Annotated in this window: 20 protein-coding genes; 9 read left to right on the top strand and 11 right to left on the bottom strand. The window is 60.8% G+C overall.

What is annotated here, in order from left to right; translation table 11 throughout:
- Nucleotides 1-6: 6 nt before the first annotated feature.
- A complete protein-coding gene (locus DM872_RS10540; RefSeq protein WP_179059443.1) occupies nt 7-1,443 on the bottom strand; it encodes a purine-cytosine permease family protein in 1,437 nt (478 codons plus the stop codon).
- Between the two features lie 325 nt (nt 1,444-1,768).
- Here DM872_RS10540 and DM872_RS10535 point away from each other — a divergent pair, with 325 nt between their 5' ends.
- From DM872_RS10535 to DM872_RS10520, 4 genes are all read left to right on the top strand, one after another.
- Nucleotides 1,769-2,677 carry a LysR family transcriptional regulator gene (locus DM872_RS10535; protein WP_179059442.1) on the top strand — a complete coding sequence of 303 codons (909 nt, stop codon included), beginning with the start codon at nt 1,769-1,771 and terminating at the stop codon, nt 2,675-2,677.
- A 149-nt stretch (nt 2,678-2,826) separates the two neighbouring features.
- The gene (locus DM872_RS10530) at nt 2,827-3,198 is read left to right on the top strand and encodes a hypothetical protein (protein WP_179059441.1); all 372 of its coding nucleotides are present in this window, start codon (nt 2,827-2,829) and stop codon (nt 3,196-3,198) included.
- An 11-nt stretch (nt 3,199-3,209) separates the two neighbouring features.
- Entirely contained in the window at nt 3,210-3,437 is a 228-nt protein-coding gene (locus DM872_RS10525; RefSeq protein WP_179059440.1) for a YMGG-like glycine zipper-containing protein, read from the top strand.
- A gap of 296 nt (nt 3,438-3,733) precedes the next feature.
- A complete protein-coding gene (locus tag DM872_RS10520) occupies nt 3,734-4,231 on the top strand; it encodes a hypothetical protein (RefSeq protein ID WP_179059439.1) in 498 nt (165 codons plus the stop codon).
- A gap of 335 nt (nt 4,232-4,566) precedes the next feature.
- Here the strand turns inward: DM872_RS10520 and DM872_RS10515 are convergent, their stop codons facing one another.
- A complete protein-coding gene (locus tag DM872_RS10515) occupies nt 4,567-5,355 on the bottom strand; it encodes a helix-turn-helix transcriptional regulator (RefSeq protein WP_179059438.1) in 789 nt (262 codons plus the stop codon).
- Between the two features lie 135 nt (nt 5,356-5,490).
- Between DM872_RS10515 and DM872_RS10510 the strand changes: the two genes are divergently transcribed.
- Both DM872_RS10510 and DM872_RS10505 read left to right on the top strand, forming a co-directional pair.
- On the top strand, nt 5,491-5,760 hold the full coding sequence (locus DM872_RS10510; protein WP_179059437.1) for a helix-turn-helix domain-containing protein: 270 nt from the start codon (nt 5,491-5,493) through the stop codon (nt 5,758-5,760).
- Between the two features lie 576 nt (nt 5,761-6,336).
- Nucleotides 6,337-6,576, top strand: a complete 240-nt coding sequence (locus DM872_RS10505) for a hypothetical protein (RefSeq protein ID WP_179059436.1) — start codon at nt 6,337-6,339, stop codon at nt 6,574-6,576.
- Between the two features lie 485 nt (nt 6,577-7,061).
- Here DM872_RS10505 and DM872_RS10500 read toward each other — a convergent pair whose 3' ends face one another.
- Nucleotides 7,062-7,295 carry a hypothetical protein gene (locus DM872_RS10500; protein WP_179059435.1) on the bottom strand — a complete coding sequence of 78 codons (234 nt, stop codon included), beginning with the start codon at nt 7,293-7,295 and terminating at the stop codon, nt 7,062-7,064.
- A 364-nt stretch (nt 7,296-7,659) separates the two neighbouring features.
- Between DM872_RS10500 and DM872_RS10495 the strand changes: the two genes are divergently transcribed.
- Nucleotides 7,660-9,732, top strand: coding sequence for an FG-GAP repeat domain-containing protein (locus DM872_RS10495; RefSeq protein WP_179059434.1), 2,073 nt, complete (start codon nt 7,660-7,662; stop codon nt 9,730-9,732).
- Between the two features lie 202 nt (nt 9,733-9,934).
- Nucleotides 9,935-10,876: a GlxA family transcriptional regulator gene (locus tag DM872_RS10490; RefSeq protein WP_179059433.1), complete on the top strand. Its 942-nt coding sequence runs from the start codon at nt 9,935-9,937 to the stop codon at nt 10,874-10,876.
- Nucleotides 10,877-10,951: 75 nt separating this feature from the next.
- Here DM872_RS10490 and DM872_RS10485 read toward each other — a convergent pair whose 3' ends face one another.
- The 8 genes from DM872_RS10485 to DM872_RS10450 form a co-directional block, all read right to left on the bottom strand.
- A complete protein-coding gene (locus DM872_RS10485) occupies nt 10,952-12,394 on the bottom strand; it encodes an amidase family protein (RefSeq protein ID WP_179059432.1) in 1,443 nt (480 codons plus the stop codon).
- A 211-nt stretch (nt 12,395-12,605) separates the two neighbouring features.
- Nucleotides 12,606-13,052, bottom strand: a complete 447-nt coding sequence (locus DM872_RS10480; RefSeq protein WP_179059431.1) for an HvfA family oxazolone/thioamide-modified RiPP metallophore — start codon at nt 13,050-13,052, stop codon at nt 12,606-12,608.
- Between the two features lie 137 nt (nt 13,053-13,189).
- Entirely contained in the window at nt 13,190-14,008 is an 819-nt protein-coding gene (locus DM872_RS10475) for an SDR family NAD(P)-dependent oxidoreductase (protein ID WP_179059430.1), read from the bottom strand.
- A 410-nt stretch (nt 14,009-14,418) separates the two neighbouring features.
- Nucleotides 14,419-14,781, bottom strand: a complete 363-nt coding sequence (locus tag DM872_RS10470; protein ID WP_179059429.1) for a copper-binding protein — start codon at nt 14,779-14,781, stop codon at nt 14,419-14,421.
- Nucleotides 14,778-17,936, bottom strand: a complete 3,159-nt coding sequence (locus DM872_RS10465; RefSeq protein ID WP_179059428.1) for an efflux RND transporter permease subunit — start codon at nt 17,934-17,936, stop codon at nt 14,778-14,780. Before DM872_RS10465 ends, DM872_RS10470 begins: the two co-directional genes overlap by 4 nt.
- The gene (locus tag DM872_RS10460; protein ID WP_179059427.1) at nt 17,933-19,411 is read right to left on the bottom strand and encodes an efflux RND transporter periplasmic adaptor subunit; all 1,479 of its coding nucleotides are present in this window, start codon (nt 19,409-19,411) and stop codon (nt 17,933-17,935) included. The genes DM872_RS10465 and DM872_RS10460 overlap by 4 nt, the downstream gene beginning before the upstream one ends.
- A complete protein-coding gene (locus DM872_RS10455; RefSeq protein ID WP_179059426.1) occupies nt 19,408-20,664 on the bottom strand; it encodes a TolC family protein in 1,257 nt (418 codons plus the stop codon). The genes DM872_RS10460 and DM872_RS10455 overlap by 4 nt, the downstream gene beginning before the upstream one ends.
- Before the next feature lie 89 nt (nt 20,665-20,753).
- Nucleotides 20,754-21,098, bottom strand: a complete 345-nt coding sequence (locus tag DM872_RS10450; protein WP_179059425.1) for a hypothetical protein — start codon at nt 21,096-21,098, stop codon at nt 20,754-20,756.
- A gap of 342 nt (nt 21,099-21,440) precedes the next feature.
- On the opposite strand from DM872_RS10450, the gene DM872_RS10445 reads away from it, so the two are divergent.
- Nucleotides 21,441-22,394: a hypothetical protein gene (locus DM872_RS10445; RefSeq protein ID WP_218649220.1), complete on the top strand. Its 954-nt coding sequence runs from the start codon at nt 21,441-21,443 to the stop codon at nt 22,392-22,394.
- Nucleotides 22,395-22,404 lie beyond the last annotated feature (10 nt).

Below are 22,404 nucleotides of genomic sequence, written 5' to 3'. Positions count from 1 at the left end.
AAACGTCTAACCGGAAACCTTTTCAAGCAGCGTCTGGCTTTGGCGTTGCGCGGTAACTTCCGCCGAACGCTCGAGATTGCGTGCCAGCAGGTAGTACAAACCGCCCGCAATCAGCAGCCCGGGAATGAACGCGATATCTGCGCCCCCCAGCGCCTCAGCTGCAGGGCCGACGAAGAACGGAATGGAGAAGAATGGAATCATCGCCACGAAGCCGACCGCATAAGCGAACACCCCGCGCCAGGCCCAACGTCCGTACACACCGTGCGGGTTGAAGATTTCGGCGATGGCATATTCGCCTTTGCGGATTGCGTAGAAGTCGACGAGGTTGACCGCCGTCCAGGGGATCAGGAAGTACAGCATCAGCAGTACAAAACCGTTGAAGCTGGCCATATAGGCTTCGGGTAAGGTGAGGGCAACACACAGCGACACCACGCCGACAACTGTCAGGCCTGTCACCCGCAGTCGGATGGTCGGGCGCACAGGGCGGAAGCCATCAACCGCACTGATGCCAGTCAGCATCGCGCCATAACAGTTGATGCCGGTCACCGACAACTGCGCAACGGCGCCTACCAGCACGGCAACGGTGCCGAAACCTTTGAAGAAGTAGTCACCGGTTTGCACCAGCGAAACAATGCCATCGGCGCCGGGTATGTAGCTGGCAAGCACCGCCCCCAGCGACATCAGCCAGGCAGCGGAAGCTGCAGCGCCCAGATAAGTCCAGGAGATCAGCTTGGAGCTGGACGAGTGTTCGGGAAGGTAGCGCGAGTAGTCGGAGACATAGACCGAGTAGCTGATGTTGTAGCCAGCGGCCAGCGACAGCTGCACCAGGAACGCGGTGGTATTCCACCCGGCCTCTACCGGTGCCGGGGTGGCCGCAGGAAGCGCAGTGACGGCCATGATGGTGACGATGCCGAATATGGCGATCAGCAGATAGCTCAGCCAGCGCTGCACGAAGTGCAGCAGGTCATATCCGAACACCGCGATAACGATGCTCACGGCGATCAGCGTCGGGTACCAGAACCACTTCGAACCGGGCAGCACCAATTGCAGCGCCTGGGTCACCAGAATGACGCCGAACACGATGAAACCCACGTAAACGAAGAGCGTCGCGGCAAAGGGAACGATGGCGCCGCGGCTGCCGAACTGTGCCCGCGACTGAATCATCTGTGGCAAGCCCATCTTCGGCCCCTGATTGGCGTGGAGGGCCATGAACAGCGTGCCGAAACCAGCGCCTGCGACAACGGCCAGAACGCTCCAGAGGATGCTCAGCCCCATGCTCGGGCCAACAAAGCCGACCATCAGGGTGAGAAACACGAAGTTGCCGCTGAACCAGAAGGGGCCCTGGTGCCAGACTTTCCCGTGTCTTTCTGCCCGCGGTACATAGTCGATTGAGCGGGCTTCGATTGTGGGTCTGCCTGACTCGCTATTGGATTGAGATGCCATGCCGCACTCCGTCAAAGATTAATTCTTTTTGTTGGTGGTGTAGCGCTCGCGTGGGCCGCTGCTGTGGTGTTCAGCGCCTGAAACGATCGCCGCCCAGGAGTGCCGCGAGTATCGGAACAAGGAAATGGCCGGTAAATCCTCAAACGCAGAAGCTGACTTACTCGAAAACGCAACTAAAGCGAGCCGTTGTCATGCGCTGCATTCAGGTACTGCAGGGGGGAGGTGGGGGACAGTTGGAGAGCAACCGGGCAGATAAAACGGCGGGCAAAATAGCTGGTATAAGACCCACCCTCATGGCGGTCGAGAATGTGTATCGGAGGTCTTCATGCTGACCAACCTTTCAGACGTGGATCTGCGCAGGCTGCGCATCTTTTGTTCGGTCGTCGAAGCCGGCGGTTTTACCGCCGCGCAGGTGCGCTTGAATACCAGCCTGCCACGCCTGAGTACGCTGGTTCGAGAACTGGAAGTTCGCCTTGGCTACTCCCTGTGCCGACGCGGCAAGGGCGGTTTCCAGCTGACCGAGCAAGGCGCGCAGACCTACGCTGCTGCGCAGGAGCTGTATGCCGACATCGATCGCTTTCACCAGCGGGTGGTGATGCTGAATGAGCAGTACCCGGAATTCCTGCAAATCGGCAGCGCCGATAACCTGCTTTCACATCCCGAGGCACCGCTACCGCGGGCCCTCAATCTGTTCCGCAAAGCGTCGCCGCGCACGCGGATAGACCTGCAGATATTGCGCGCCGATGAACTTGAGCAGGCGGTGCTCGAAGGGCGTCTGCACCTGGCAATCGGTTGTTTCAACCACCAGCTATCGGGCCTGCACTATCGGTCGTTGTTCGAAGAGGAACAGAACCTGTATTGCGGGCGCGGGCATGCGTTCTTCGAACGCCCGGATGAACACCTCAGCAATCAGGAAATCGAAACCGCAGACTATGTGGATCGCGGCTACATGCTCGAAAGCCGCAGGCCTTACGACTTGCGTTTTGGCCATTGCGTGAGCGCATTTTCAATGGAAGCGATTGCCACCTTGATAGCGTCCGGCACCTGCATCGGCTATCTACCGACGCACTACGCCGACATCTGGGTCGCCCGCGCAATGCTCCGTCCGATCGCGCCGCAGCGACTGGCGTACAGGGCAGCGTTCCATTGCATAACCCGCCAAGGTCAAACGCCAACAAACGCGTTGGCGAGGCTGCTTCAAGCTTTGGACGCCGTGCGGAAAACCACGTCCTGAGGGCGTGGCAGGCTGAAGCCGATCCGGGCTGCGGCGATTTGCATCCCGCCACCTACACTTACTGAGTCATCGATACGGCCTCCCTGTCAGCGGTCGGGCAGGGAGGCCGTGCCACGACGTGAGGTTCAGCCTGACGAGGAGAGGAGACGATGAAGACAGTTCGAATGGGCATGCTGGCATTGGCGCTGAGCGTGACCCTGGCGACGGCTTGGGGGGCTGACGAAGTGCCCATGATTACCGGCGAGCAATGGATGCAGTCATCGCCGGAACTCAAGAAAGCCTATCTCATCGGTATTGCCAACGCGTTCCAGGTGGAGGCGGCCTACCACGCAGCCAAACCGCCGTCCGATGAGCAGAGCCTGATTCCCCGTTTCGGCAGGGGCCTGAAGGGCCACACGCTCGACAGCGTGCGCGAAGGGCTCAACCAGTGGTACGCCGCCAATCCCGACCGCATGAAACGGCCCGTCATCGAGACGATCTGGTTCGAGATGGTCGTACCCGGTCTGCAGCAGAACAAGTAGCGGAGGTGAACATGAAACGGTCCCTATTGTTTGCCGCACTCCTCACCGCAGCGGGCGTGATCGGCTGCACCTCGATGAGCCCCCAGCAGCAGGGGACGATGAGCGGCGCGGCCATTGGTGCCGCGGCGGGCGCCGGCATTGCCGCGATCGCCGGTGGCAGTGGATGGACCGGCGCGGCGGTCGGCGCCGTCGCCGGTGGGGTTGTCGGCAACATCAGAGGCAGTAAGCAGCAGAAGTAGGCGGCCCAGTCCGCGCCATGGCACGGGCCTCCCGGTGACGAGGATTATCGGCAGGTCTGTTCAGCTTCGGTTTTTCGATGATCGCGATCAAAGGGAGCAACAATCTGCCGCGATCACCATTCCGGCGCAGTGATGAGTGTGGCAGCAGGGCGGGCGCTTTTTTGGCCGAAAGCAAGCGTTGAGAACACGAAAAATCTACCCTTTTGGCCGACGAACCTAACCAGGACTGAATACAATTCGTGCCCGATTACCCTCGGCCATGAACATGGCTGTATTCGAACAAGGAACTCGCCACCATGGCTTCCCCAACCAAACAGCAAAAACGTGCCCAGCGAGCCAAAGCCAAGGCCAAGCAGAACCGCTCGGGCAAAGCCAAAGCCAACGTCGTACATCCGCTGCTAGCCAATCCGCTGGTCAACGAGCCATTCGATGATGTCGAAATTGACCTGAGCACCTTCGACTTCAAAGACATCGAAGAGAACGGTTTCGACCCGGCACATTTTGACGACCTGTTCCAGGCGATGAGGGCCGGCGAAGGCATCAGCCTACTGGCGATGTGTTTGGTATTCCTGCAATACCCGGTATTGGAGCTGGTGATCGCGGAGGAATCGCAAGAGTCGGCCATCGACTTCATGATGGGGTTGCTGATTGTCTACCGCGGGATCTTCCATGATGAAGACGAAGACACGGCAGTGAATTGGATCGGTGGCGACGCTTTCCAGAAGGCCTACAACGAAGCCGCGGTGATCCTGGAAAAGAAAAACGCTCGCGGCATTCCGAACGCCCGTGTTTGAACCGGGTGCAGAGCAAGCGTAATCGGGTTGTAGCTTGCTGACAGAGCAGCTGCATCTGACTGGAAGCTGTCGTTGGTGAGAGGCAGCTACCGGCCAAACATGCCTGTTGGCCCCGGCTTGACCAATCCAAGGCTGCCGTCAGGGGGGCAGCTGTTTAGAGGAGAAGAAATAAATCTGTCCCCAATTTTGAACAAGTACATACCTCCCTCAGCTGCTGCCCCCTCGATCACGGCTTCGTTACACTGGATGGCGGCTACGATATCTGCAAGACGCTGCCATCAGCGGAATCTAGCTCGGTTCTTCCTGGGCCAGCGCAGTCAACGGGGTCGGGGTGATTACCCGCCCTTGAGCTCCCTGATAAACACCGCCAGCAACCCCGCCTGGCCGCCTATCTCCAGCTTGTCGTAAAGGTTCTTGCGGTGGACCTTCACTGTACCTCGCTGGATGCCCAGCAACTCCGCAATCGAGCAATTGGTGTACCCCTGCAACACCAAGCGGGCGACCTGACGTTCACGCGGGCTCAACACCTCCTGCCCAAACTGGTCGAACGCGTTGCGAACCCTCTCATCCAGATCTTCGACAACCCGCTGGTTCTTCGGCCGATGCACCTGCCAAGCCGTACGCACCACCTCATCCACCACCGGCACCGCACTACGCAGCCATCTCCTCTCCTCCTCACCGAACACGCCACTGCCCTGTCGCCGCGTCAGCGACAAAACTGCCCTGCACTGCTCACCTAGCGTCGTGATGAAGCCCAGCTCATCACACTGCTCCAAGTTGCAGTAATAAGTGCGAAAGTACTCAGAGAGGTGGAAGCGCTCAGGTGCCAGCCGACGCAAGCTGTACAGCCCATCGGCCTGTCCAAACTGGCAGGCGAGATAGAACGGATCCAGCTGATAGGCCTCTGCCTGGTATGTGTCTACGAACAAAGGTCGCAGGTTCAACGGGACAGTGTCGAACAGTGGCAACGGAGGGTTACAGCCCTCGTGGATGAAGAGCAGGAAGTGGTCGGCACAGCCGAGGCGTTGCAGCCAGTTGGTCAGCGCACGCAGTTGAGGGGGACCAGGAGGTTGCGCGAAGACGGCAGCAATGTGGCGAGTCCAGTCGGTGAGTTGTCCATGCATACATTGCCCTCACTGTCCGTAGCCAGTACATCCGTCGGAATGTCGGAAAAACTGTTAAGAACCAATAATACTCTTTCGAGTATAGATAAATGAAGCAGCGAAAGGCTTCATCGTTCCTTTTAGCGAGTGGGCGAAATGGAACTGAAGCAAGCATTCGGGTTGGCCTTTAAACAACTTAGGACCAGCAAGGGGCTTTCGCAGGAAGCAGTAGGAGCCAGCCAGAGCTACATTAGCGACGTCGAACGCGGCATCAAAAGTCCGACAATCGACAAACTGGCAGAGCTTGCCACGAACATGGGTGTTCACCCGCTGACGATTCTTGCGAAGAGCTACTTAATCGCAGGTAACCCAAAGACTACTGATGAGCTAATTGGCCAACTTCGGCAAGAGCTTGAAAGAGGTTAGAGCGAAGCGCCTCCTGAATGTAGGGATTGGGAATATGCTAGTAAGCGCAGGCGCTACTTCTCTTCGAAATAACCGAAGTACCCTCGAAAACTCGTTCTGGATCCGGCGGCAACAGAAATAGCCGGCTCGACGGATTCTCGAGCACAGCTGAGCTGCGACACGTCCCTTGGCCGAAGCTGAAAAATGCCTGTTTGGTGCGTTGCTACGCGAAATCTGAGGCAATCCAGTACCTGCATGGCTCAGATTCCAACGTAGGCCGCCTACTTTCGCAGGCAGAAATCGCAGAGAGACTTTTTCAACACAATCGGCCAGAAGGGAACAATAGAGTTGGAAGAAATAATTTGCCGCGCCTGCGAGATTCCCTCACTGCCCAGCGCGGCCAACCGAAGACAGGCGGACTGACAGGGTGTAGTGGGAGGGCCTGCGAAATCGTCTATGGCCTTCTCGTCATTGGCGGCGATTAGATGCCATTGGTCGATGTGACAAACGGAGAGTGCACAGCGTGGTGGGAGGGCTATACCGGTTAAGCCGTACTCGTCCTCCACTGCTGGCCGGGCGCCAACTAAGGATCTGCTAATGAATCAGGGCATTGCACAAAGCCTGCAAACGAAGCTTTGCAAGGTGCTGCCTCGCTGCCTGATTCAATGCTCGGCTGACCCCACGGGAGATCTGACGGTTGTGGCGAAACCGTTAGAGGGGGACGCGGGCTGGGTCATCACCGGCTTTAATGCCAAAGACCTTGATACGCCGGAAGCGCTCGATCAGGCCGTCTGGGAAATCTTCTGGGAGATTCGTGAAGGACTCCATGAGCAGTGAGGCCACCACGGTAAAGGGGACAACCGTGGCGGCCCCTGAGGCGTTCAGGATGATGCCCACTGAAGTGGTCCTGAATGCCCACAGAATTTGATGCTGACCCGCCCTGAGTGTTGGTTGATCGACCGGAATCGGCATAGAAAAGCCGCCATGTCGATGGGGAGGGGGCATGGCGGCAGTCGTGTTTTTGTTCTCGATGGGGCAGCCGCGCTTGGGGCATCTTTTGCCAGAACCTGCGCAGCCTTTGTCCCTCTGTGGGGACGCCTTCAGGATACTCCTCTCGACGAACTATGTTCGCTGACGCAGGCAAGAAAACGCCGCGGTAGCGAGCAGGTACCACGGCGAAAGTACTTCCAGCAAGGTAAGCCGTCCGGCTTCGCGCAGACCTGCGCCGAAGTACTTTGGCCAGTGCCCCATTGAATGGGAGGGCACAAGGTGAGCATAGGTCTGTATGTATACCAGCACGTATGTAGGTGACCGGCGGGCCGTCACTTCAATCCCGTCCTGGCGTACAAGCGTTCTCGTTTCGCCTGTGATTCAAAGTAAGCCGTGTATTCGTCAAGCGCAGCTGCACGAACAGCCGCAAGGCGTGCGAATTCGAATGCCTGCGCCTCTGACCAGGGCACCTCGTTTACCTCCAGGAAAGCGACCATAGAGATGTGCGCGGCGACGAGACTCTGTGCCAGTCGCTGCAGCTCGGGCCAGTCGCAAGCATCGACCATTGGTCACTCCCGGTACACTCGTTCAATAACGCGTAGAGCTAACCAATAGACCGGGCAGATGGTGACCGCTAGGCCCAAATGTGGGGGGGGAAGGCTCAATTTTCCGAGGGGCATCTACGGGCGTCAGCAACGTCGGTAGCCACCGGGAGGGCAGTAAAGTCCTCGCGACTTCGACCCCATGCCAACGGTCACAAGTACCTACGAACCCTGTGCGATTCAAGTGACGATTCGTTTGCCTCAAGGGCTCTAGCTGACCTTCTTGTCGACCGCACTCCTGCTACGCTGAGAAGGGATTGCCGTTGTTTTTTCAATCTGCAAACAACGTTCGACAGCCTAAGACATCCGCCTCTTTGGAGATAAATTCATGTCCAAATTTGCCTGTCTGGTTGTGACGCGGGAGCAGATCCATCTTGCGTTCCTGCTGATGCTCATCCTTGGGGCGAGTCTTGTTGGCGGCACTCTCGCCGTCGCTTCAACGCAGGCGCCGAGCTTCACCCGAACGGACTACCCGTTCATCGGAAACAATCACGTCGTCGGCGACTTCAATGGCGACGGAAAGCTTGATCTGGCGGGGATAGGGGCAATGTCCGCGAAGGTCCAATTGGCCAATGGCGATGGGACTTTTGGCGCGGCAGCCGAATACCCCGTAGCCAGTTGGTCCCAAGATATCGCGGCTGGAGACTTCAACGGCGACGGGAGATTGGATCTGGTCGCCACCATCAACGATCCGGATATCAGCCTCTCTTTGCTCACTGGCAGGGGCGACGGTACGTTCAACCCGGCGGTGAACTTCTCCAATACCTCCGGGTTCGACTCGCCTGCGGTCGTCGCCACTGACCTCAACAACGACGGCAGGCTCGATATCGTGATCGGCCATCAAATCGCCTGCTTTGCCGCACCTTGCCTCGTCGCGCGGACCATTACCGTGATCCTCGGCAATGGCAACGCCACCTTCCAACCCGCAGTCGAAGTCGATATCGGGACGGAGACGGCGAAGATAGCTGTCGGTGATTTCAATCGTGATGGCATCAAAGACTTGGCAATGGCCAGCTCCCTTGCGCGAGTCTGTCTCCTGCTGGGGCTGGGTAATGGCACGTTCAATCAGCTGCCAACGCTCACGCTGATCGGCGGAAACAATCTCGGCATGGATGCAACGGATATCGATGTCGCCGACTTCAACGGCGACACATTCCAGGATCTGGTAGTCGCGTTAGCCCTCAACTCGAACAGGACGGCCATTTTGACTGGCAACGGCGACGGCACGTTCCGGCAACCGCCTTTGCTGATTACCGACCCGAACGGCAATGTTCCTCATCTGCAAGCCGTCGGCGACTACAACGGTGACGGTTTCCTGGACCTTGCGCTCAGCATGGCTAATGGCAACCAAGGTCTGATGAACATACGGAACGGCAACGGCGACGGCACGTTTCAACCACGGGTGGCCTACCTGGTACCGGCCCCAGGATCGAGCGCTGGCGGTGCTGCCATCATTTCAGCGGATATCAACAACGACAACAAAGCAGACATCGTGCTGGGCCAATCGGGCGCCTTCCCCGGCCTGCGGGTATTGATCAATGCGACTGGCGTGACACCCCCTCCAACGCCCGCGGCGCCGACGCTGCTCCTTCCCGCCGCCGGCGCGACGCCGGCGCAACCCGTGGCCTTCGACTGGACCGACGTGGCAAACGCGACGAGCTATGAGATCCAGGTGGACGATTCCTCGACCATCGCAGCGCCCTTGAGGGCCAGCCAGATCGTCAACGTCTCGCAGGCGAGTGTCGGCGGCCTGCCAGCGCAAAGCTTGTGGTGGAGGGTGAGGGGGCGGAACTCGGACGGCCTCTTTGGTCCGTTCTCCGCCACGCGGCGCTTCACGCCGCAGGCCCCGGCGCCAGCCTTGGCGCTTTCGGCGATCACAGTCAGCCCGACCCTCGTTGTGGGCGGCAGCAACGCGCAGGGAACTGCAACGCTGACAGGCGCCGCGCCCTCGGGCGGCGCACTTGTGACACTGTCGAGCAGCAATCCGAGCGCGGCCACGGTTCCCGCGAGCGTCACCGTGGCGGCTGGCGCCACTAGCGCGTCGTTCATCGTCAACACGGCGTTGGTCACCACGGCGACACCCGTGACCATCGGTGGCACCTTCGCTGGGACCGCCCGCAGCGCAACGCTGACCGTGACCTCTTCGGCGCAAACAGCCGCGCTGAGCGTGACAGCGACCGGCCGCAGCGGCGAGCGGGTCTTGTCGAGCCCGGCCGGCATCAGCGTCACCGTCGGCAACAGCGGCTCTGCGTCCTTTACCACGGGGACGGCGATCACACTGAGCGCCTCGAACAGTCGCGATGTCATTTGGTCCGGTGCGTGCTCGAGCGGCGGCAACAAAAGGAAAACCTGCACATTCACGCTAAACGGAACGGCCTCGGTCACCGCTAACGTGCAGTAGGAAAGATCGCGGGCGCCTCGGTTACCGAATCGGAGCCCGCCTTACCCACACAGACCTCGACCTTCATGGTCCAGTCCGCTTGGGTGACCTCTTGGCTAATCAAGGGATCGGCGTTCTCTCTGGGGACGGAGTGGGATGCAAGATAATTGACCATGTCCTGAAATGCCGGTATAGCGCGTATCAGGTCGCAGAGGTTGGTCCCATGATTACGATTGGTTTTGTTTTGCCCCACGGCTTCCAAATCATGGGATTGGCAGCCGTGTCAGCATTCGAGCTCGCCAACGGCGCGGCGGACGAGCCGTTGTATGGCATCCGACTCCTTTCGGAGAGCGGTGGCGCAGTTCCCAACTCGTTTGGTTTTGCTGTTGAAACCAGTCGGCTGTCGAGGAGCAAGGTGGACACGCTGATCGTCACTGGGGTGATGCATCCGGCACCCTCTCCGGCTGGTTTGATCAAGCAGCTGCGTAGGGCATCCGAGACCACCCGGCGCACTGCATCAGTCTGCACGGGGGCCTTCATACTGGGTGAAGCCGGATTGCTCGATGGTCGACGAGTCACCACGCACTGGTTTCATGCGCGCGACCTTCAGAAGCAGTTTCCGCACGCACTGGTAGAGGACGATCGGATTTTCATCATCGATGGTCCCGTCTGGACCTCCGCCGGGATGAGCGCCAGCATTGATTTGGCGCTGGGCATGATCGAGAAGGATTTTGGCCCGGAATTGTCCCGCAAGGTTGCCCAGGACTTGGTCGTCTATCATCGACGCGCCGGCGGACAGTCTCAGCACTCGGCGCTGTTGGGGTTGGACGCCAAATCCGATCGCATCCAACGTGCACTGGCACACGCCCGCCAGAATCTGCGCGCCCCGCTTACCGTCGAGGAACTAGCAACGGCTGCGCACCTGAGTCCAAGGCAGTTCAGTCGAGCCTTTCGCGCCGAAACCGGGCAATCGCCCGCCAAAGCTGTCGAACACCTTCGTCTGGAGGCGGCGAGGGTGATGGTGGAGCAAAGCCGTCATTCAATGGATGAAGTCGCCGCCGAAACCGGCTTTATCGATACCGAGCGAATGCGCCGCGCATTCTTGCGTGCATTCGGGCAGCCCCCGCAGGTTCTGCGACGCAATTCGCGCTTGCGCGATGAATAGCCGGCCCGGACCGCTCAGGCCCGGGCCATGATTAACTGTCAGCCCCGTTCACACACGTGATGCATGTCCGAGCGTTCAAACCGAGCGCGCCACCAAACCTATTGCCGCCTCCACCCGACGAGCCAATACAAGGAGGTTTTGGTCGTCACCATTCTTGCCGTCCATTTCCAGTCCCAGAGGAAGCCCGTTGCTGGACATCCCCATCGGAATACTGATGCCCGGCAATCCTGCGATGCTGGCCGCGACGGTATGCCGCGCGAGAGCCAGGTCGTTGACCTCCTGCCCAGCGACCGTGAACTTCGTCTGTTGCTCAATGGTGGGGGCAGGGCAAGGTGTGGTTGGCATGAGGAGCGCCTGAGCCCCATGCCTGGAAAATGCCCTGTTGAATCGGCTCTGGATTTCCGGGCGATCATGATCAAGCGCGGCCTGATAGGTCTCATGGGAAATAAATCCAGCACCACTGGGCAATACAAGGTGGCCCCAGGTTTCTTTCAGGCCAGACTTCAACTCCTGGTAGATATCTTCGAATGAACTCGGCATCCGATTCTTTCGAAGGAAGCCTGCGACCGAGTCCATCGTTTCATGGAGGAAAACACCCCACGTCGACCTTTCGGTCAAGGTGAGGAAATCTTCACCGAGGTCTACTTCGACGACTTCCGCACCGGCGTCACGCAGCCGACGAATCGTCTCCCTGAAATGTGCCTCCACTTCATGGTCGATATGATCAAGATGTTGCCGGGGCGCATAAGCCAGTCGGATTCCGCTGAGGTCCGCCCAGTTACCCTGAAATGTCGCGGTGGTTTTCGTGACGACCTGATCGATCACTGCGCAATCCTCGACTGTGCGCGCGAAGACACCAGTGGTATCGAGCGTATGGGAGATGGGAGCAACCCCATCACCGGACCATCGCCCTGGGCTGGGCTTGAATCCCACGACACCACAAAGCGACGCCGGCACTCGGATAGAGCCAACGGTGTCGCCGCCAAGTGCCGCAGGAACGATTTGAGCGCCTACCGATGCTCCCGCGCCACTCGAAGAGCCTCCGGTCACGTGTTTGGGATTGTGCGGATTTTTCGCCTGACCGAAGTGGCTGTTGTGTCCGGTCAAGCCATATGACATTTCCACAAGATTGTTCTTGCCGAACACTATGCCCCCGGCATCCTTGATCGCTCTAACGACCTCTGCGTCTCGATCTGGCACGAAGTTCTCCAGATTGCGGATGCCGAGCGTGGTCCGCAGACCTTGGGTCAGATAGCTGTCCTTCACCGCAACCGGAACGCCCAGCAACGGCGCGGTAGAACCAGCAGCGCGAGCGGTATCAGAAGCTCTCGCTGCGGCAAGCACCGCGGTTTCATCGATCGTGATAAAGGCGCTCAGGCCAGAGAAGGCGCGCGCCCGCCGAAGTAGCGCCGCCGCATAGGATTCTGACGAAATGTCGCCTCTACGGATGGCGGCGGCCGCAGTAGCAACACCCAGCTCGTGGAACCCATCAGGTGATGTTCCAGTGTCAGTGCCCATAAGTATGTGAGCCTCGCGGTAGGTTGGATTGAGACGAGGGATGGTTCCTTCGCGACTAGAATCTACTCACACCGCGCAGCGTCTTAAATGTCGTATATACCTCGTTTAAGGACACTGTCGTCCGCCGGCCCAGCATACGGGCGGGCAGGGCGGTAGCCATAAAAAAACGCCCCTGCGTAAAGCAGGGGCGCATGCCGATGAAGTGAATGGCTCACTCCTTGGTAGAGAACAGGCCATCGGGCAGTTCCTTGCCGTTTTCGTTATAGGCCGCCTTGACGCTCAGGTACGACTCCATTTCATCAATGTACCCGTCGGTGTTGGTGTCCTTCTTCGCGAACACGGCTTGCCCCTTCGGCTCAACGACGAGGAACTCGGCCTGCGAGATTCGCGCATCATCGTCAGTATCGATCGCGTTGAAGATCGCATCACCGCACTGACCTTCACCGCACTTTCCTTCGGCAGTCTTTGCCTGTGTCTTGGTTTCCGTGCCACCGCACTTACCTTCACCACACTTCCCTTCGGCTCCGGTGTGCGATGCGGCAAGCATGTAGCCTTGCGGCAGCTGTTGTACGGCAAAAGCCGATCCACTCAGAACGATCCCGGCCAGCGCGACGCTCATCAGTCCAATGCTCTTGTTACGGACGGTTTTGTCAGGCATTACATTTTCTCCAGGTGGGGTGCGGCGTGGCCGCGGGGTAGCACTGCGAGATGCAGTAGCAATTCAGGATTTGGAAAGCGGTATGTGATCGGAGCCGGGTTGGCGGATTGGCGCCGTCCGCCTCTCCGGGCCGCTGTTCAGTCGTCTGCCATCGATCCGGCATCGAGATATCGCGGTGCCGGGACGGAGCGGGACAGCTGCGGTGAAAGCGCCTTGCGCGCGTTCTCGAGCGTTGTCCAGTCATCCAGCTCAGCCAGCGCCGGAATGGTGACAATCTCCCCCTGCGCCAGGCCCGCCAGCGCGGCATCAACCAGTGCGTCTACCGGCATGACAATCTCTGGCGGCAAATGACTGACCGGGAGCCCCGCGACGTTCCAGAAGTCGGTTTCTGTTGCGCCTGGCAGGACCACTTGAACCCGCACACCCTTGTCCGCCAGCTCGTGCTGAAGGGACTGGGAAAACGCCAGGACGTATGCCTTGCTGCCGCCGTAAACACCATTCAGCAACTCCGGCGCCAGAGCGACGATTGAGGCGATGTTGATGATCGTGCCGGTTCCGCGCGCAACAAACGCGGGCGCGGCGGCGTAGGCCAGACGAGTCAGCACCTTCACGTTGAGCGCGATCATCTGCTCCATGTCCGCCACATTCGATTGCAGTAGCGGGCCGGTTGCGCCGATGCCGGCATTGTTGACGAGCAGGGTGATACTGGCATCGGTTCGAAGGACGCCCTCGACACGGGCCAGATCGTCAGCGTCGGTGAGATCGGCTGCGATGGTCTCGACTGAGCGGCCGCTGCGGGTGGTAATCGTGCGCGCCAGTTCGCGAAGCTTTTCGGCGCGGCGAGCAACCAGGATCAGGTCGTAGCCTGCGCGGGCAAGCCGCTCGGCGTAAACAGCGCCAATGCCAGAAGATGCGCCAGTTACCAGCGCGGTGCCTTGGTGGGTGCGAGAGTTCATGGCAGTTTCCTTTAACCGGCGGGGTACCGGGTTCGGAAGCAAATCTACGCTGACGGGCTTCTGACCTAAATGACGTATATCCCTCCTTTTGTGTCGTGGCTTCGGCCGCATTTTCCGTTGCAGTCCGCTCGTTTTAGCTCGCAATGAACCCCGGGGCCGCAAGCTGAGGCATCCCGCGCCAGACTCTGGCGAGCTAAGCGAGGCGTCGTTCGTGTCCACCGACAAAAATTGCCGGTTCTGCCACCTCCCGCCGGCGGCCGATAGCTGCCGTTCACGGTGGGGCAGTTTCCGGCCAGGTGCAGCCTTTCCCTTTTTGACAACGGATTCGGATGGCAGCGAAAGCGCTTAGGTTGCGTCTGAGGCGGGGTCGACATCCCTTGCGGACACATCGTCCCCTGCTGTTCTTGCCGTTACTCCTGAGCCGGCTTGATCGACACAATCGTCGCATTCATACCGTTAGCCCGGAATTCGAAGGTCACTCGGTCGCCAACCTTCAGCCCCTTGAGCTGGTCGGTTGTGGCCTTGAAGCCCATGGTCATCGGCGGCCACTGAAGGGATGGCACGGCGCTGTGGGCGAGGGTCACGATCTGCTTCTGGTTGTCGATGGCTTTGACCGTTCCGGTGGCCTGGGCAACTGGAGCCTCCGCTGCATGCTGCTGCGGCATTCCTGCCGTGGGCTTGGCATCCATGTTCATGTTGGGCATGTCCTCGGCCTGTGCAGCGGAGGACAGGGCAGCGAACAGGCTGGCGAGGGCAATCAGGGTAGTCTTCATACAGCTTCTCCTTGGCGGATAGTGGATACAGCAGAAAGGTGGCGGCGCCGCATCAGTCGGTAGGCGGCCGGCAGTACGAATAGGGACAGTAGAGGCGCGGTGACCATGCCGCCGACCATGGGGGCGGCGATGCGGCTCATGATCTCGCTGCCGGTGCCGCTGCCCCAGAGGATTGGCAGCAGACCGGCGATGATCACTGCCACTGTCATGGCTTTGGGTCGTACGCGTTGCACGGCGCCTTCGCGAATTGCGGCAAGCAAGCCACGCTCGGTCGTGTCGCCATTGTCCTGGCGCCCAGCCCAGGCATTCTTCAGGTAGAGCAACATGATCACGCCGAACTCGGCGGCGACCCCGGCCAGGGCGATGAAACCGACGCCGGTGGCCACCGACAGGTTGTAATCGAGCAGGTAGAGAAACCACACGCCACCGGTAAGCGCGAACGGCAGCGTGGCCATGATCAGCAAGGCTTCGTCGAATCGGGCGAAGGTCAGGTAGAGCAGCACGAAAATGATCAGCAGAGTGGCCGGTACCACCAGCTTGAGGCGCGCGTTGGCCCGTTCGAGAAACTCGAACTGGCCCGAGTAGGCGAGACTCATGCCTGGTTGCAGCTTGACCTGCTCGCTCACAACCCGGCGCAGATCGGCCACCACCGAGGCGATATCCCGACCACGCACGTCGATGTAGACCCAGCCGGACGGCCGTGCATTCTCGCTTTTCAGCATGGGCGGGCCATCGCTGACCCGGATGCGCGCCACGGACCCTAGCGTGATCTGAAGTCCCTGGGGTGTATAAATCGGCAGTTGCTCCAGGGCGCCGGGTGAATCGCGCCACTCCCGTGGATAGCGCACGTTGATCGGAAAGCGTGCCAGGCCCTCGACGGTTTCACCAATGGTCTCGCCGCCGATGGCGCCGGCAACGATCGACTGCACATCGGCGATGTTCAATCCGTAGCGCGCGGCGTCCTGGCGATTGATGTCGACATCGATGTAGCGTCCCCCGGTCAGGCGTTCGGCCAGCGCCGAGCTGACGCCCGGCACCGTTTTGGCTGCGCGCTCGACGGCTTGTGTGGCCGCGTCGATCTCCGCGAGGTTGGAGCCAGCGACCTTGACCCCGATGGGGCTCTTGATGCCGGTGGCGAGCATGTCGATGCGGTTGCGTATCGGCGGTATCCAGATATTGGTCAGCCCCGGGACCTTCACCACCCGGTCCAGTTCTTCCACCAGCTTTTCCGGGCTCATGCCGGTCCGCCACTGCTCGCGTGGCTTGAACTGGATGGTGGTTTCGAACATCTCCAGGGGCGCCGGGTCGGTCGCGGTTTCGGCGCGTCCGGCCTTGCCGAAGACGTGCTCGACTTCAGGCACCGTCTTGATGAGGCGATCGGTGATTTGCAGCAACTGGCTGGCCTTCTGCGCCGACAGTCCAGGCAGTGCCGAAGGCATGTAGAGAAGGTCACCCTCGTCCAGTGGTGGGAGGAACTCGCCGCCCAGTCGCGAGATCGGCCACAGCGCGCTCAAGAAGATGAGCAAGGCGGCTGTCATGGTTAGCTTGGGATGGCGCAGCACCCAGTCCAGTGCAGGTTGGTAGAGTCGAATCAGCCAGCGGTTCAGCGGGTTTTGCTCCTCCTTGGGGATATGCCCGCGAATCCAGTAGCCCATCAGTACCGGTACCAGGGTCACCGACAGCCCGGCGGCGGCCGCCATCGCATAGGTCTTGGTGAAGGCCAGCGGGCCGAACAAGCGGCCCTCCTGGGCTTCCAGGGTGAACACCGGAATGAACGACAGGGTGATGATCAACAGGCAGAAAAACAACGCCGGTCCGACTTCGGCGGCGGCCTCGGTCATCACGTGCCAGTGGTGCTCGCCCTTCAACGTCTCATCGGGGTGAGCGGTATGCCAGGCCTCGATTTTCTTGTGGGCGTTCTCGATCATCACCACGGCGGCGTCGACCATGGCGCCGATGGCGATGGCGATCCCACCCAAGGACATGATGTTGGCATTGATGCCCTGGTAGCGCATGACGACGAAGGCGATCAGCACGCCGATCGGCAGGGAAATGATCGCCACCAGAGAGGAACGCAGATGCCAGAGGAATACCGCGCAGACCAGCGCCACCACGATGAACTCTTCGAGCAGCTTGTGGCTGAGGTTCTCCACTGCGCGATCAATCAGCTGGCTGCGGTCATAGGTAGTGACGATCTCCACCCCAGCCGGCAGGCTCTTCTGTAGTTCGCCCAGCTTGGCCTTGACTGCCGTGATGGTCTCGCGCGCGTTCTTGCCGCTGCGCAAAATCACCACGCCGCCAACGGTCTCACCCTCACCATCGAGCTCGCTGATGCCCCGGCGCATCTCCGGCCCCTGTTGGATGGTTGCCACGTCGCCGAGGGTGACCGGCACGCCACCAATACCGAGCTTGAGCGGCACCGCACGGAAATCGTCCAGAGTCTTCAGGTACCCGGAGGCACGCACCATGTACTCGGCTTCGGCCATCGCCAGCACGGCGCCGCCAGCTTCCTGATTAGCTTTGCCGATGGCTTCGATCACAGCGTCCTGGGTGATCCCCAGGCTGGCCAGCCGTACCGGATCGAGTTGCACCTGATACTGCTTGACCATGCCGCCCACGGTCGCCACTTCGGCGACATTGGGCAGGGTCTTCAGCTCGAACTTGAGGAACCAGTCCTGCAGGGCGCGTAGTTGCGCCAGGTCGTGTCCGCCAGTGCGATCTACCAAGGCGTACTGGTAAATCCAGCCGACTCCGGTGGCGTCTGGTCCCAGGGCCGGTTTGGCTGTGCTCGGCAGCCGGCTCTGAACCTGGCTGAGGTACTCCAGCACCCGAGAGCGGGCCCAGTACAGGTCAGTACCATCCTCGAAGATCACATAGACGAAGCTGTCACCGAAGAAGGAGTAGCCGCGCACCGTCTTCGCGCCCGGTACCGAAAGCATGGTGGTAGCCAGCGGGTAGGTGACCTGGTTCTCGACGATCTGCGGGGCTTGGCCCGGATACGGCGTGCGGATGATCACCTGGACGTCGGAGAGGTCCGGCAACGCGTCGATCGGCGTGCTCTGCACGGACCAGACGCCCCAGGCAGTCGCGAGCAGGGTGGCCAGTATGACCAAAAAGCGGTTGGCCACCGACCAGCGGATCAATGCGACGATCATGGCTGGCCTCCGAGTTTTTCCAGGCGCTCGACCAGCAGTCCCTCGTCGGTCTGGCGCACGGCCACGCGCACTTTGTCGCCGGCCTTGATGCCGACCATCAGGGCCGGGTCGGCCAGCGGGAAGGTCATGGTCATGCCGGGCATACCCAGCGTCTTGAACGGCCCGTGGGCCAGGGTCACCCCGGCCTTGTCGATGGCCATGACCTGACCTTCGGCTTCATGCAGGCTGATCGGCGCTTCAGTCATTGGCGCCTCGATCTCAGCAGCGGTCAGCCCTTTGAGGCTGGCTTCGGAATCGAGAAGGAACTGCCCGGAGGCGACCACCTGTTGGCCTTCCGTGAGCCCTTGGGTCACCACCGTCTTGCCGGCGCTTTCCGGCCCGAGGCGGACCTCCACCGGCCGGTAACGCCCACCGTCTTCGGCGAGCATGACCAGGGCGCGCCGGCCGGTACGAATGACGGCTTCGCTGGGCAGCCAAAGGACGCTCTGTGACGTGGACCGGTCCAGACGGACCTGTGCGGTCATGCCGGGCCGCAGGCGAGCGTCCGGGTTGGGCAGTTCCACTCGCACCCGTAGTGTGCGGCTGTCCGGATTGGTTTCCGGCAGGATGGCATCGACAGTCCCGGTAAGGGCTTCACCGGGAAAGGCCGGCAGGCGGGCTTCGACCGATTGGCCCTGGGCGATGGCCCCAGCTTCGGATTCCGGTACCGCCAGGCTAAGCCAGACGCTACTCAGACCGTTGATCCGGGCCAGAGTGGCGCTTTCTGCCACCGTCATGCCGGTGCGCACGTTGAGTTCCTGAACAACACCGCTGATGGGGCTGGCCAGGGTCAGGACTGCTTGCGCCTTGCCGCTGCGTTCCACTTGGCGAATCAGCGCCGCCGGCATACCGAGCAGGCGCAGACGCTGTCGGGCCGCAGCCAGCAGCTCGGCATCACCGCTGTGCTTGAGCGCGAGGAACTCTTCCTGAGCGGCGGCCCAGTCCGGTATCAGCAGGTCAACCAGTGGCGCCCCGGCCTGTAGCACGTCTCCCGGTGCACGAGCATAGACGCGCTCGACGAAGCCGGCTGCGCGGGTCTGCACCACGGCGACTTCGCGTTCATTGAAGGCGAGCACGCCAACCACTTCCAGACTGTTGGCCAGCGGGCCACGGCTGACGGTGGCCAGGCGCAGGCCCAGGTTTTGCGTGAGGCTGGGGTCGATGCTGATGGCGGCGCTGTCGGCAGCGTCGGCATACTGCGGCACCAACTCCATGTCCATGAAGGGCGACTTGCCCGGTTTGTCGAACTTCTGCTGCGGGTACATCGGGTCGTACCAGTACAGCACTTTGCGCCCGCCCTGCGGCACGGATTCGGCCTTGGTGCTGGTCGTCGGCATCGCAGTCATGGGGCGTTGCGCGAACCAGTAACCACTAGCAGCCCCCAGGGCCAGGGACAGACCTGCCAGTGCCAGTCCGCTCCAGATACGCGTGGTCATGGGTGAGTTTCCCCGTAAGTGAAGTAGAGCTTGGCGCTGGTCAGGGCACGCTGGCCTTCGAGATCGACCTGCTTGAGGCGCGCGTCGATCTGTTCACGGCGGGCTGCGATCACGGTGGCCAGCTCGCCTGTACCGGCGCGGTAACTGGCCGTGGTCAGGTCGACCTTTTCCTGGGCCAGGGGTAGCAGGCTGTTCTGGCTGCGACGGACGGCACGGTCCAGGCGCTGATACTCGGCCAGGTCCGCCTCCAGTTGCTCGGCATGCTCTCGGACGAGCGCCTCGCGCTCGGCCTCCAACTGATTGAGTTCGGCATGTCGGGCAGCGATCTTGGGGTTCTGCCGCGAGCCGGGAAACAGCGGCAGGTCGAAGGTGAACTGCACGCTAACCATGTCGCCGAACTCGCGACCACGGCGCTGGTAATCGACCTCCCAGCTCCAATCGGACTGCTTCTCCGCCTCGGCCTCACGTACCTTGGCCTCCGCTTCGCGGGTAATCGGCGCGAAGGCTGTCAGCTCGGGATGCACTTGCAGCTTGTGGGCATAGCCTGCGGGGGCAATCGGCCAGGTTGGCAGGTCGCCGGCCAGCGGCTCGTCGGCGGCGGGCCCGATCCAGCGGCGCAGGGCGGCGCGGGCTGTGGCTTGCTGAGTGGCCAGTTCATCCTGACGCTCAGCCAGGTCGGCCGCCTCCTGCTTGGCCGTGACCGAGTCGGCGGCCGATGCCCGTCCCCCGGCGATCTGCGCCCTTACGGTGGCGGCCAGCAGACGGTTTTCCCGGAAAAACGCCTCGAACAGTGCCTGCTTGCGTTCCACGGTGTGGCGACTGATCCAGGCCAGCGCGGCGGCTTGACGTACTTTCAGGCGTACGACGCGGCGTTCGGCCTCGGCGCGATCGACGGCGGCTTCGGCCACTTCCGTGCGGGCCTGGCGCTTGTCGCGGTTGGGCATTTCCTGCATGACCCCGACCATCTGCATGGTCATGAAGTCGCGATCCAGGCTCCAGCGGTCTTCGCCCTCGATGGGAACGTTCTGCATGCCCAGGGCGAGCTTGGGGTCCGGCAGTTCGCCGGCAGGTATCGCGGCATTTTTTGCCGCGTCCAGCTTGGCCGCTTGAGCGACCAGGGACGGTGCATTGCGCTCTGCCAATTGCAACGCGTCGTCCAGCGACAGCGAAGCACCGTGGCTCGGCACGGCAAACAGCATCATTGCCAGGGCGGCCGCAACAGGCAGCCCGAGGCAAGGACTCAAGGAAGTCATCTGACGATTCCTCTGAATATTCAGCGCATAGGCGCGTGCCCGCCCGCAGTCGCAAACGATGCAGGTGGGAGTTCAGACAGGGAGAGGAATCAGGCGCAGGGAGGTCGCCAGAGGTCGGCGGGGGAGCGGTCGGGAACGGCTACTGGGTGAGTCTCGGCGAGCACGGGGCCGGTCAGGGTGACCGGTGGTTTCATGATCGAAACCTGGAGCATGCTGCCGGTCTTGCATTCCTGGCCCGGCTTGCAGGCCTTCTTGCCATGCTCGGCCATCTTGCCGTGGTCCTGGCAGCAGTCCATATCCATGTCGGCCATCATGGTCATGCCGGCGGCCTGCATCGGGCAGGGTTCGGTCGGCGCCTCGATGCCCGCCATCCCGCTCAGGGGAAGCGTCAGGCTGATTAGAAAGATAAGGAGGAGCCGGAGCTGGCCTTTCATGCAGCGGAGTTTAGTTGTTGCCTGGGAGGAGGGGCAATTACGGAATGCCAACTTTTCGTCGAGGCAAGCGACGCGATCCGTCCGCTTTCGAGCGAATTCATGACTAATGACAACTACTTCTCACCGACATTCGGTCGTTGACAGCAGAGGGGTCGGAACTAGCCTCATTGCGTGGGAAAAATTCCCGCGCAACAGACAGTGCTGACTGGTTTGGAAGGATGGTGCGGAACCGCAGTTGCCTCTTCTTGTGGGGGTATTAATCGTGCTGGTTAGCTGCCTGCTCCCGCAGAGCAGACAGGTATGGACTGGTTGGCGTTCCCATGTGTGCACGAGGATCACATCATGAACAGCCACTTGAAGTTGCCGGCCACGGAGGCTCCATGTGCCTTCACTAAGTCCCTGCTGGCGCGAGCCAGTTTGATTGCCGTTGTCTCCCTCTCGTCGGGACTTATCGTCGAACACGCTCAAGCCGCAAAGGATGAGGGTTGCGAAGGAGGCGGTTTCACTGTCGAGCTTCCGGGAGGTCCTGTCAGTGGACTCACCGAAACCACAATCCCCGCAGGTGGTCTGGGTTCCAGTTTTCTCGTTCGAGGCAAGTTCGTAGTGTTTGAGGTGGATGCCGCCACTCTTGGTATTCGCAACTACACGTTGACGGGCGCGCCCAATCCCCAGGACATGACGGGTGGTGTACCGACGACAATCTTCGCCAGCAAAACGCCTGATCTTCAGGGTGTGACGCTGAACGGGAACCTGGCGCTTGAGCTGGATGGCCCGGACGTCCTACTGGCGAGGAGTGGCCCCGGCGTCGGGATGAAGATTCAAGCCAAGGACTGTGCTCAGGGCGGGATATTCCAGATGGAGCCGGAGCGAGCTGATGGTTTGACCACTGACTTCACCCACGTATTGGCAGATGGAATTTTCTACTTCGACAACCCCAACTTCAGAAACGTGAGCCTTCCGCTGTGCACCCCTCCGAACTTCAACCCCAGCTGTGCGCCAGTGCCGGTGACGCCACGCGTCAACTTCGCCAATGACCTGTCGCCCAGGTTTGTTGGGCGAGACAGTACTCAAGTTGCCACGCGTGTCAGCCAATTCGGCGGTGTCTCAGTCTGGCGGGTTGCCAGCGGCGGTCGAATGGGTGGAGTGCTGGGTGAAGACTCCGTGGAAGTGGCTCCACCGTCCACAAACTGCACCCATAAATGCCAAGCTCAGAATCGTGTGCGCGGCAAATTCCCCGTGCTTGGGTTCCCCTTCCCTGTACCGCAGGAAAGTAGACTGACGCCGCGTTTGCCGTGAGACGGGAATC

Source organism: Pseudomonas taiwanensis, from assembly GCF_013393345.1.
Classification (GTDB): Bacteria; Pseudomonadota; Gammaproteobacteria; order Pseudomonadales; family Pseudomonadaceae; genus Metapseudomonas; species Metapseudomonas resinovorans_C.
This window is presented reverse-complemented; position numbering and strand designations above follow the sequence as displayed.

Bases quoted from the DNA above. Each gene is read 5' to 3' on its own strand.
- DM872_RS10525 (WP_179059440.1), top strand. From the start codon at position 3,210: ATGAAACGGTCCCTATTGTTTGCCGCACTCCTCACCGCAGCGGGCGTG.
- DM872_RS10470 (WP_179059429.1), bottom strand. From the start codon at position 14,781: ATGAAGACTACCCTGATTGCCCTCGCCAGCCTGTTCGCTGCCCTGTCC.
- DM872_RS10505 (WP_179059436.1), top strand. From the start codon at position 6,337: ATGAATCAGGGCATTGCACAAAGCCTGCAAACGAAGCTTTGCAAGGTG.
- DM872_RS10445 (WP_218649220.1), top strand. From the start codon at position 21,441: ATGAACAGCCACTTGAAGTTGCCGGCCACGGAGGCTCCATGTGCCTTC.
- DM872_RS10515 (WP_179059438.1), bottom strand. From the start codon at position 5,355: ATGCATGGACAACTCACCGACTGGACTCGCCACATTGCTGCCGTCTTC.
- DM872_RS10540 (WP_179059443.1), bottom strand. From the start codon at position 1,443: ATGGCATCTCAATCCAATAGCGAGTCAGGCAGACCCACAATCGAAGCC.
- DM872_RS10520 (WP_179059439.1), top strand. From the start codon at position 3,734: ATGGCTTCCCCAACCAAACAGCAAAAACGTGCCCAGCGAGCCAAAGCC.
- DM872_RS10460 (WP_179059427.1), bottom strand. From the start codon at position 19,411: ATGACCACGCGTATCTGGAGCGGACTGGCACTGGCAGGTCTGTCCCTG.
- DM872_RS10480 (WP_179059431.1), bottom strand. From the start codon at position 13,052: ATGCCTGACAAAACCGTCCGTAACAAGAGCATTGGACTGATGAGCGTC.
- DM872_RS10465 (WP_179059428.1), bottom strand. From the start codon at position 17,936: ATGATCGTCGCATTGATCCGCTGGTCGGTGGCCAACCGCTTTTTGGTC.
- DM872_RS10495 (WP_179059434.1), top strand. From the start codon at position 7,660: ATGTCCAAATTTGCCTGTCTGGTTGTGACGCGGGAGCAGATCCATCTT.
- DM872_RS10450 (WP_179059425.1), bottom strand. From the start codon at position 21,098: ATGAAAGGCCAGCTCCGGCTCCTCCTTATCTTTCTAATCAGCCTGACG.
- DM872_RS10485 (WP_179059432.1), bottom strand. From the start codon at position 12,394: ATGGGCACTGACACTGGAACATCACCTGATGGGTTCCACGAGCTGGGT.
- DM872_RS10455 (WP_179059426.1), bottom strand. From the start codon at position 20,664: ATGACTTCCTTGAGTCCTTGCCTCGGGCTGCCTGTTGCGGCCGCCCTG.
- DM872_RS10490 (WP_179059433.1), top strand. From the start codon at position 9,935: ATGATTACGATTGGTTTTGTTTTGCCCCACGGCTTCCAAATCATGGGA.
- DM872_RS10510 (WP_179059437.1), top strand. From the start codon at position 5,491: ATGGAACTGAAGCAAGCATTCGGGTTGGCCTTTAAACAACTTAGGACC.
- DM872_RS10475 (WP_179059430.1), bottom strand. From the start codon at position 14,008: ATGAACTCTCGCACCCACCAAGGCACCGCGCTGGTAACTGGCGCATCT.
- DM872_RS10500 (WP_179059435.1), bottom strand. From the start codon at position 7,295: ATGGTCGATGCTTGCGACTGGCCCGAGCTGCAGCGACTGGCACAGAGT.
- DM872_RS10530 (WP_179059441.1), top strand. From the start codon at position 2,827: ATGAAGACAGTTCGAATGGGCATGCTGGCATTGGCGCTGAGCGTGACC.
- DM872_RS10535 (WP_179059442.1), top strand. From the start codon at position 1,769: ATGCTGACCAACCTTTCAGACGTGGATCTGCGCAGGCTGCGCATCTTT.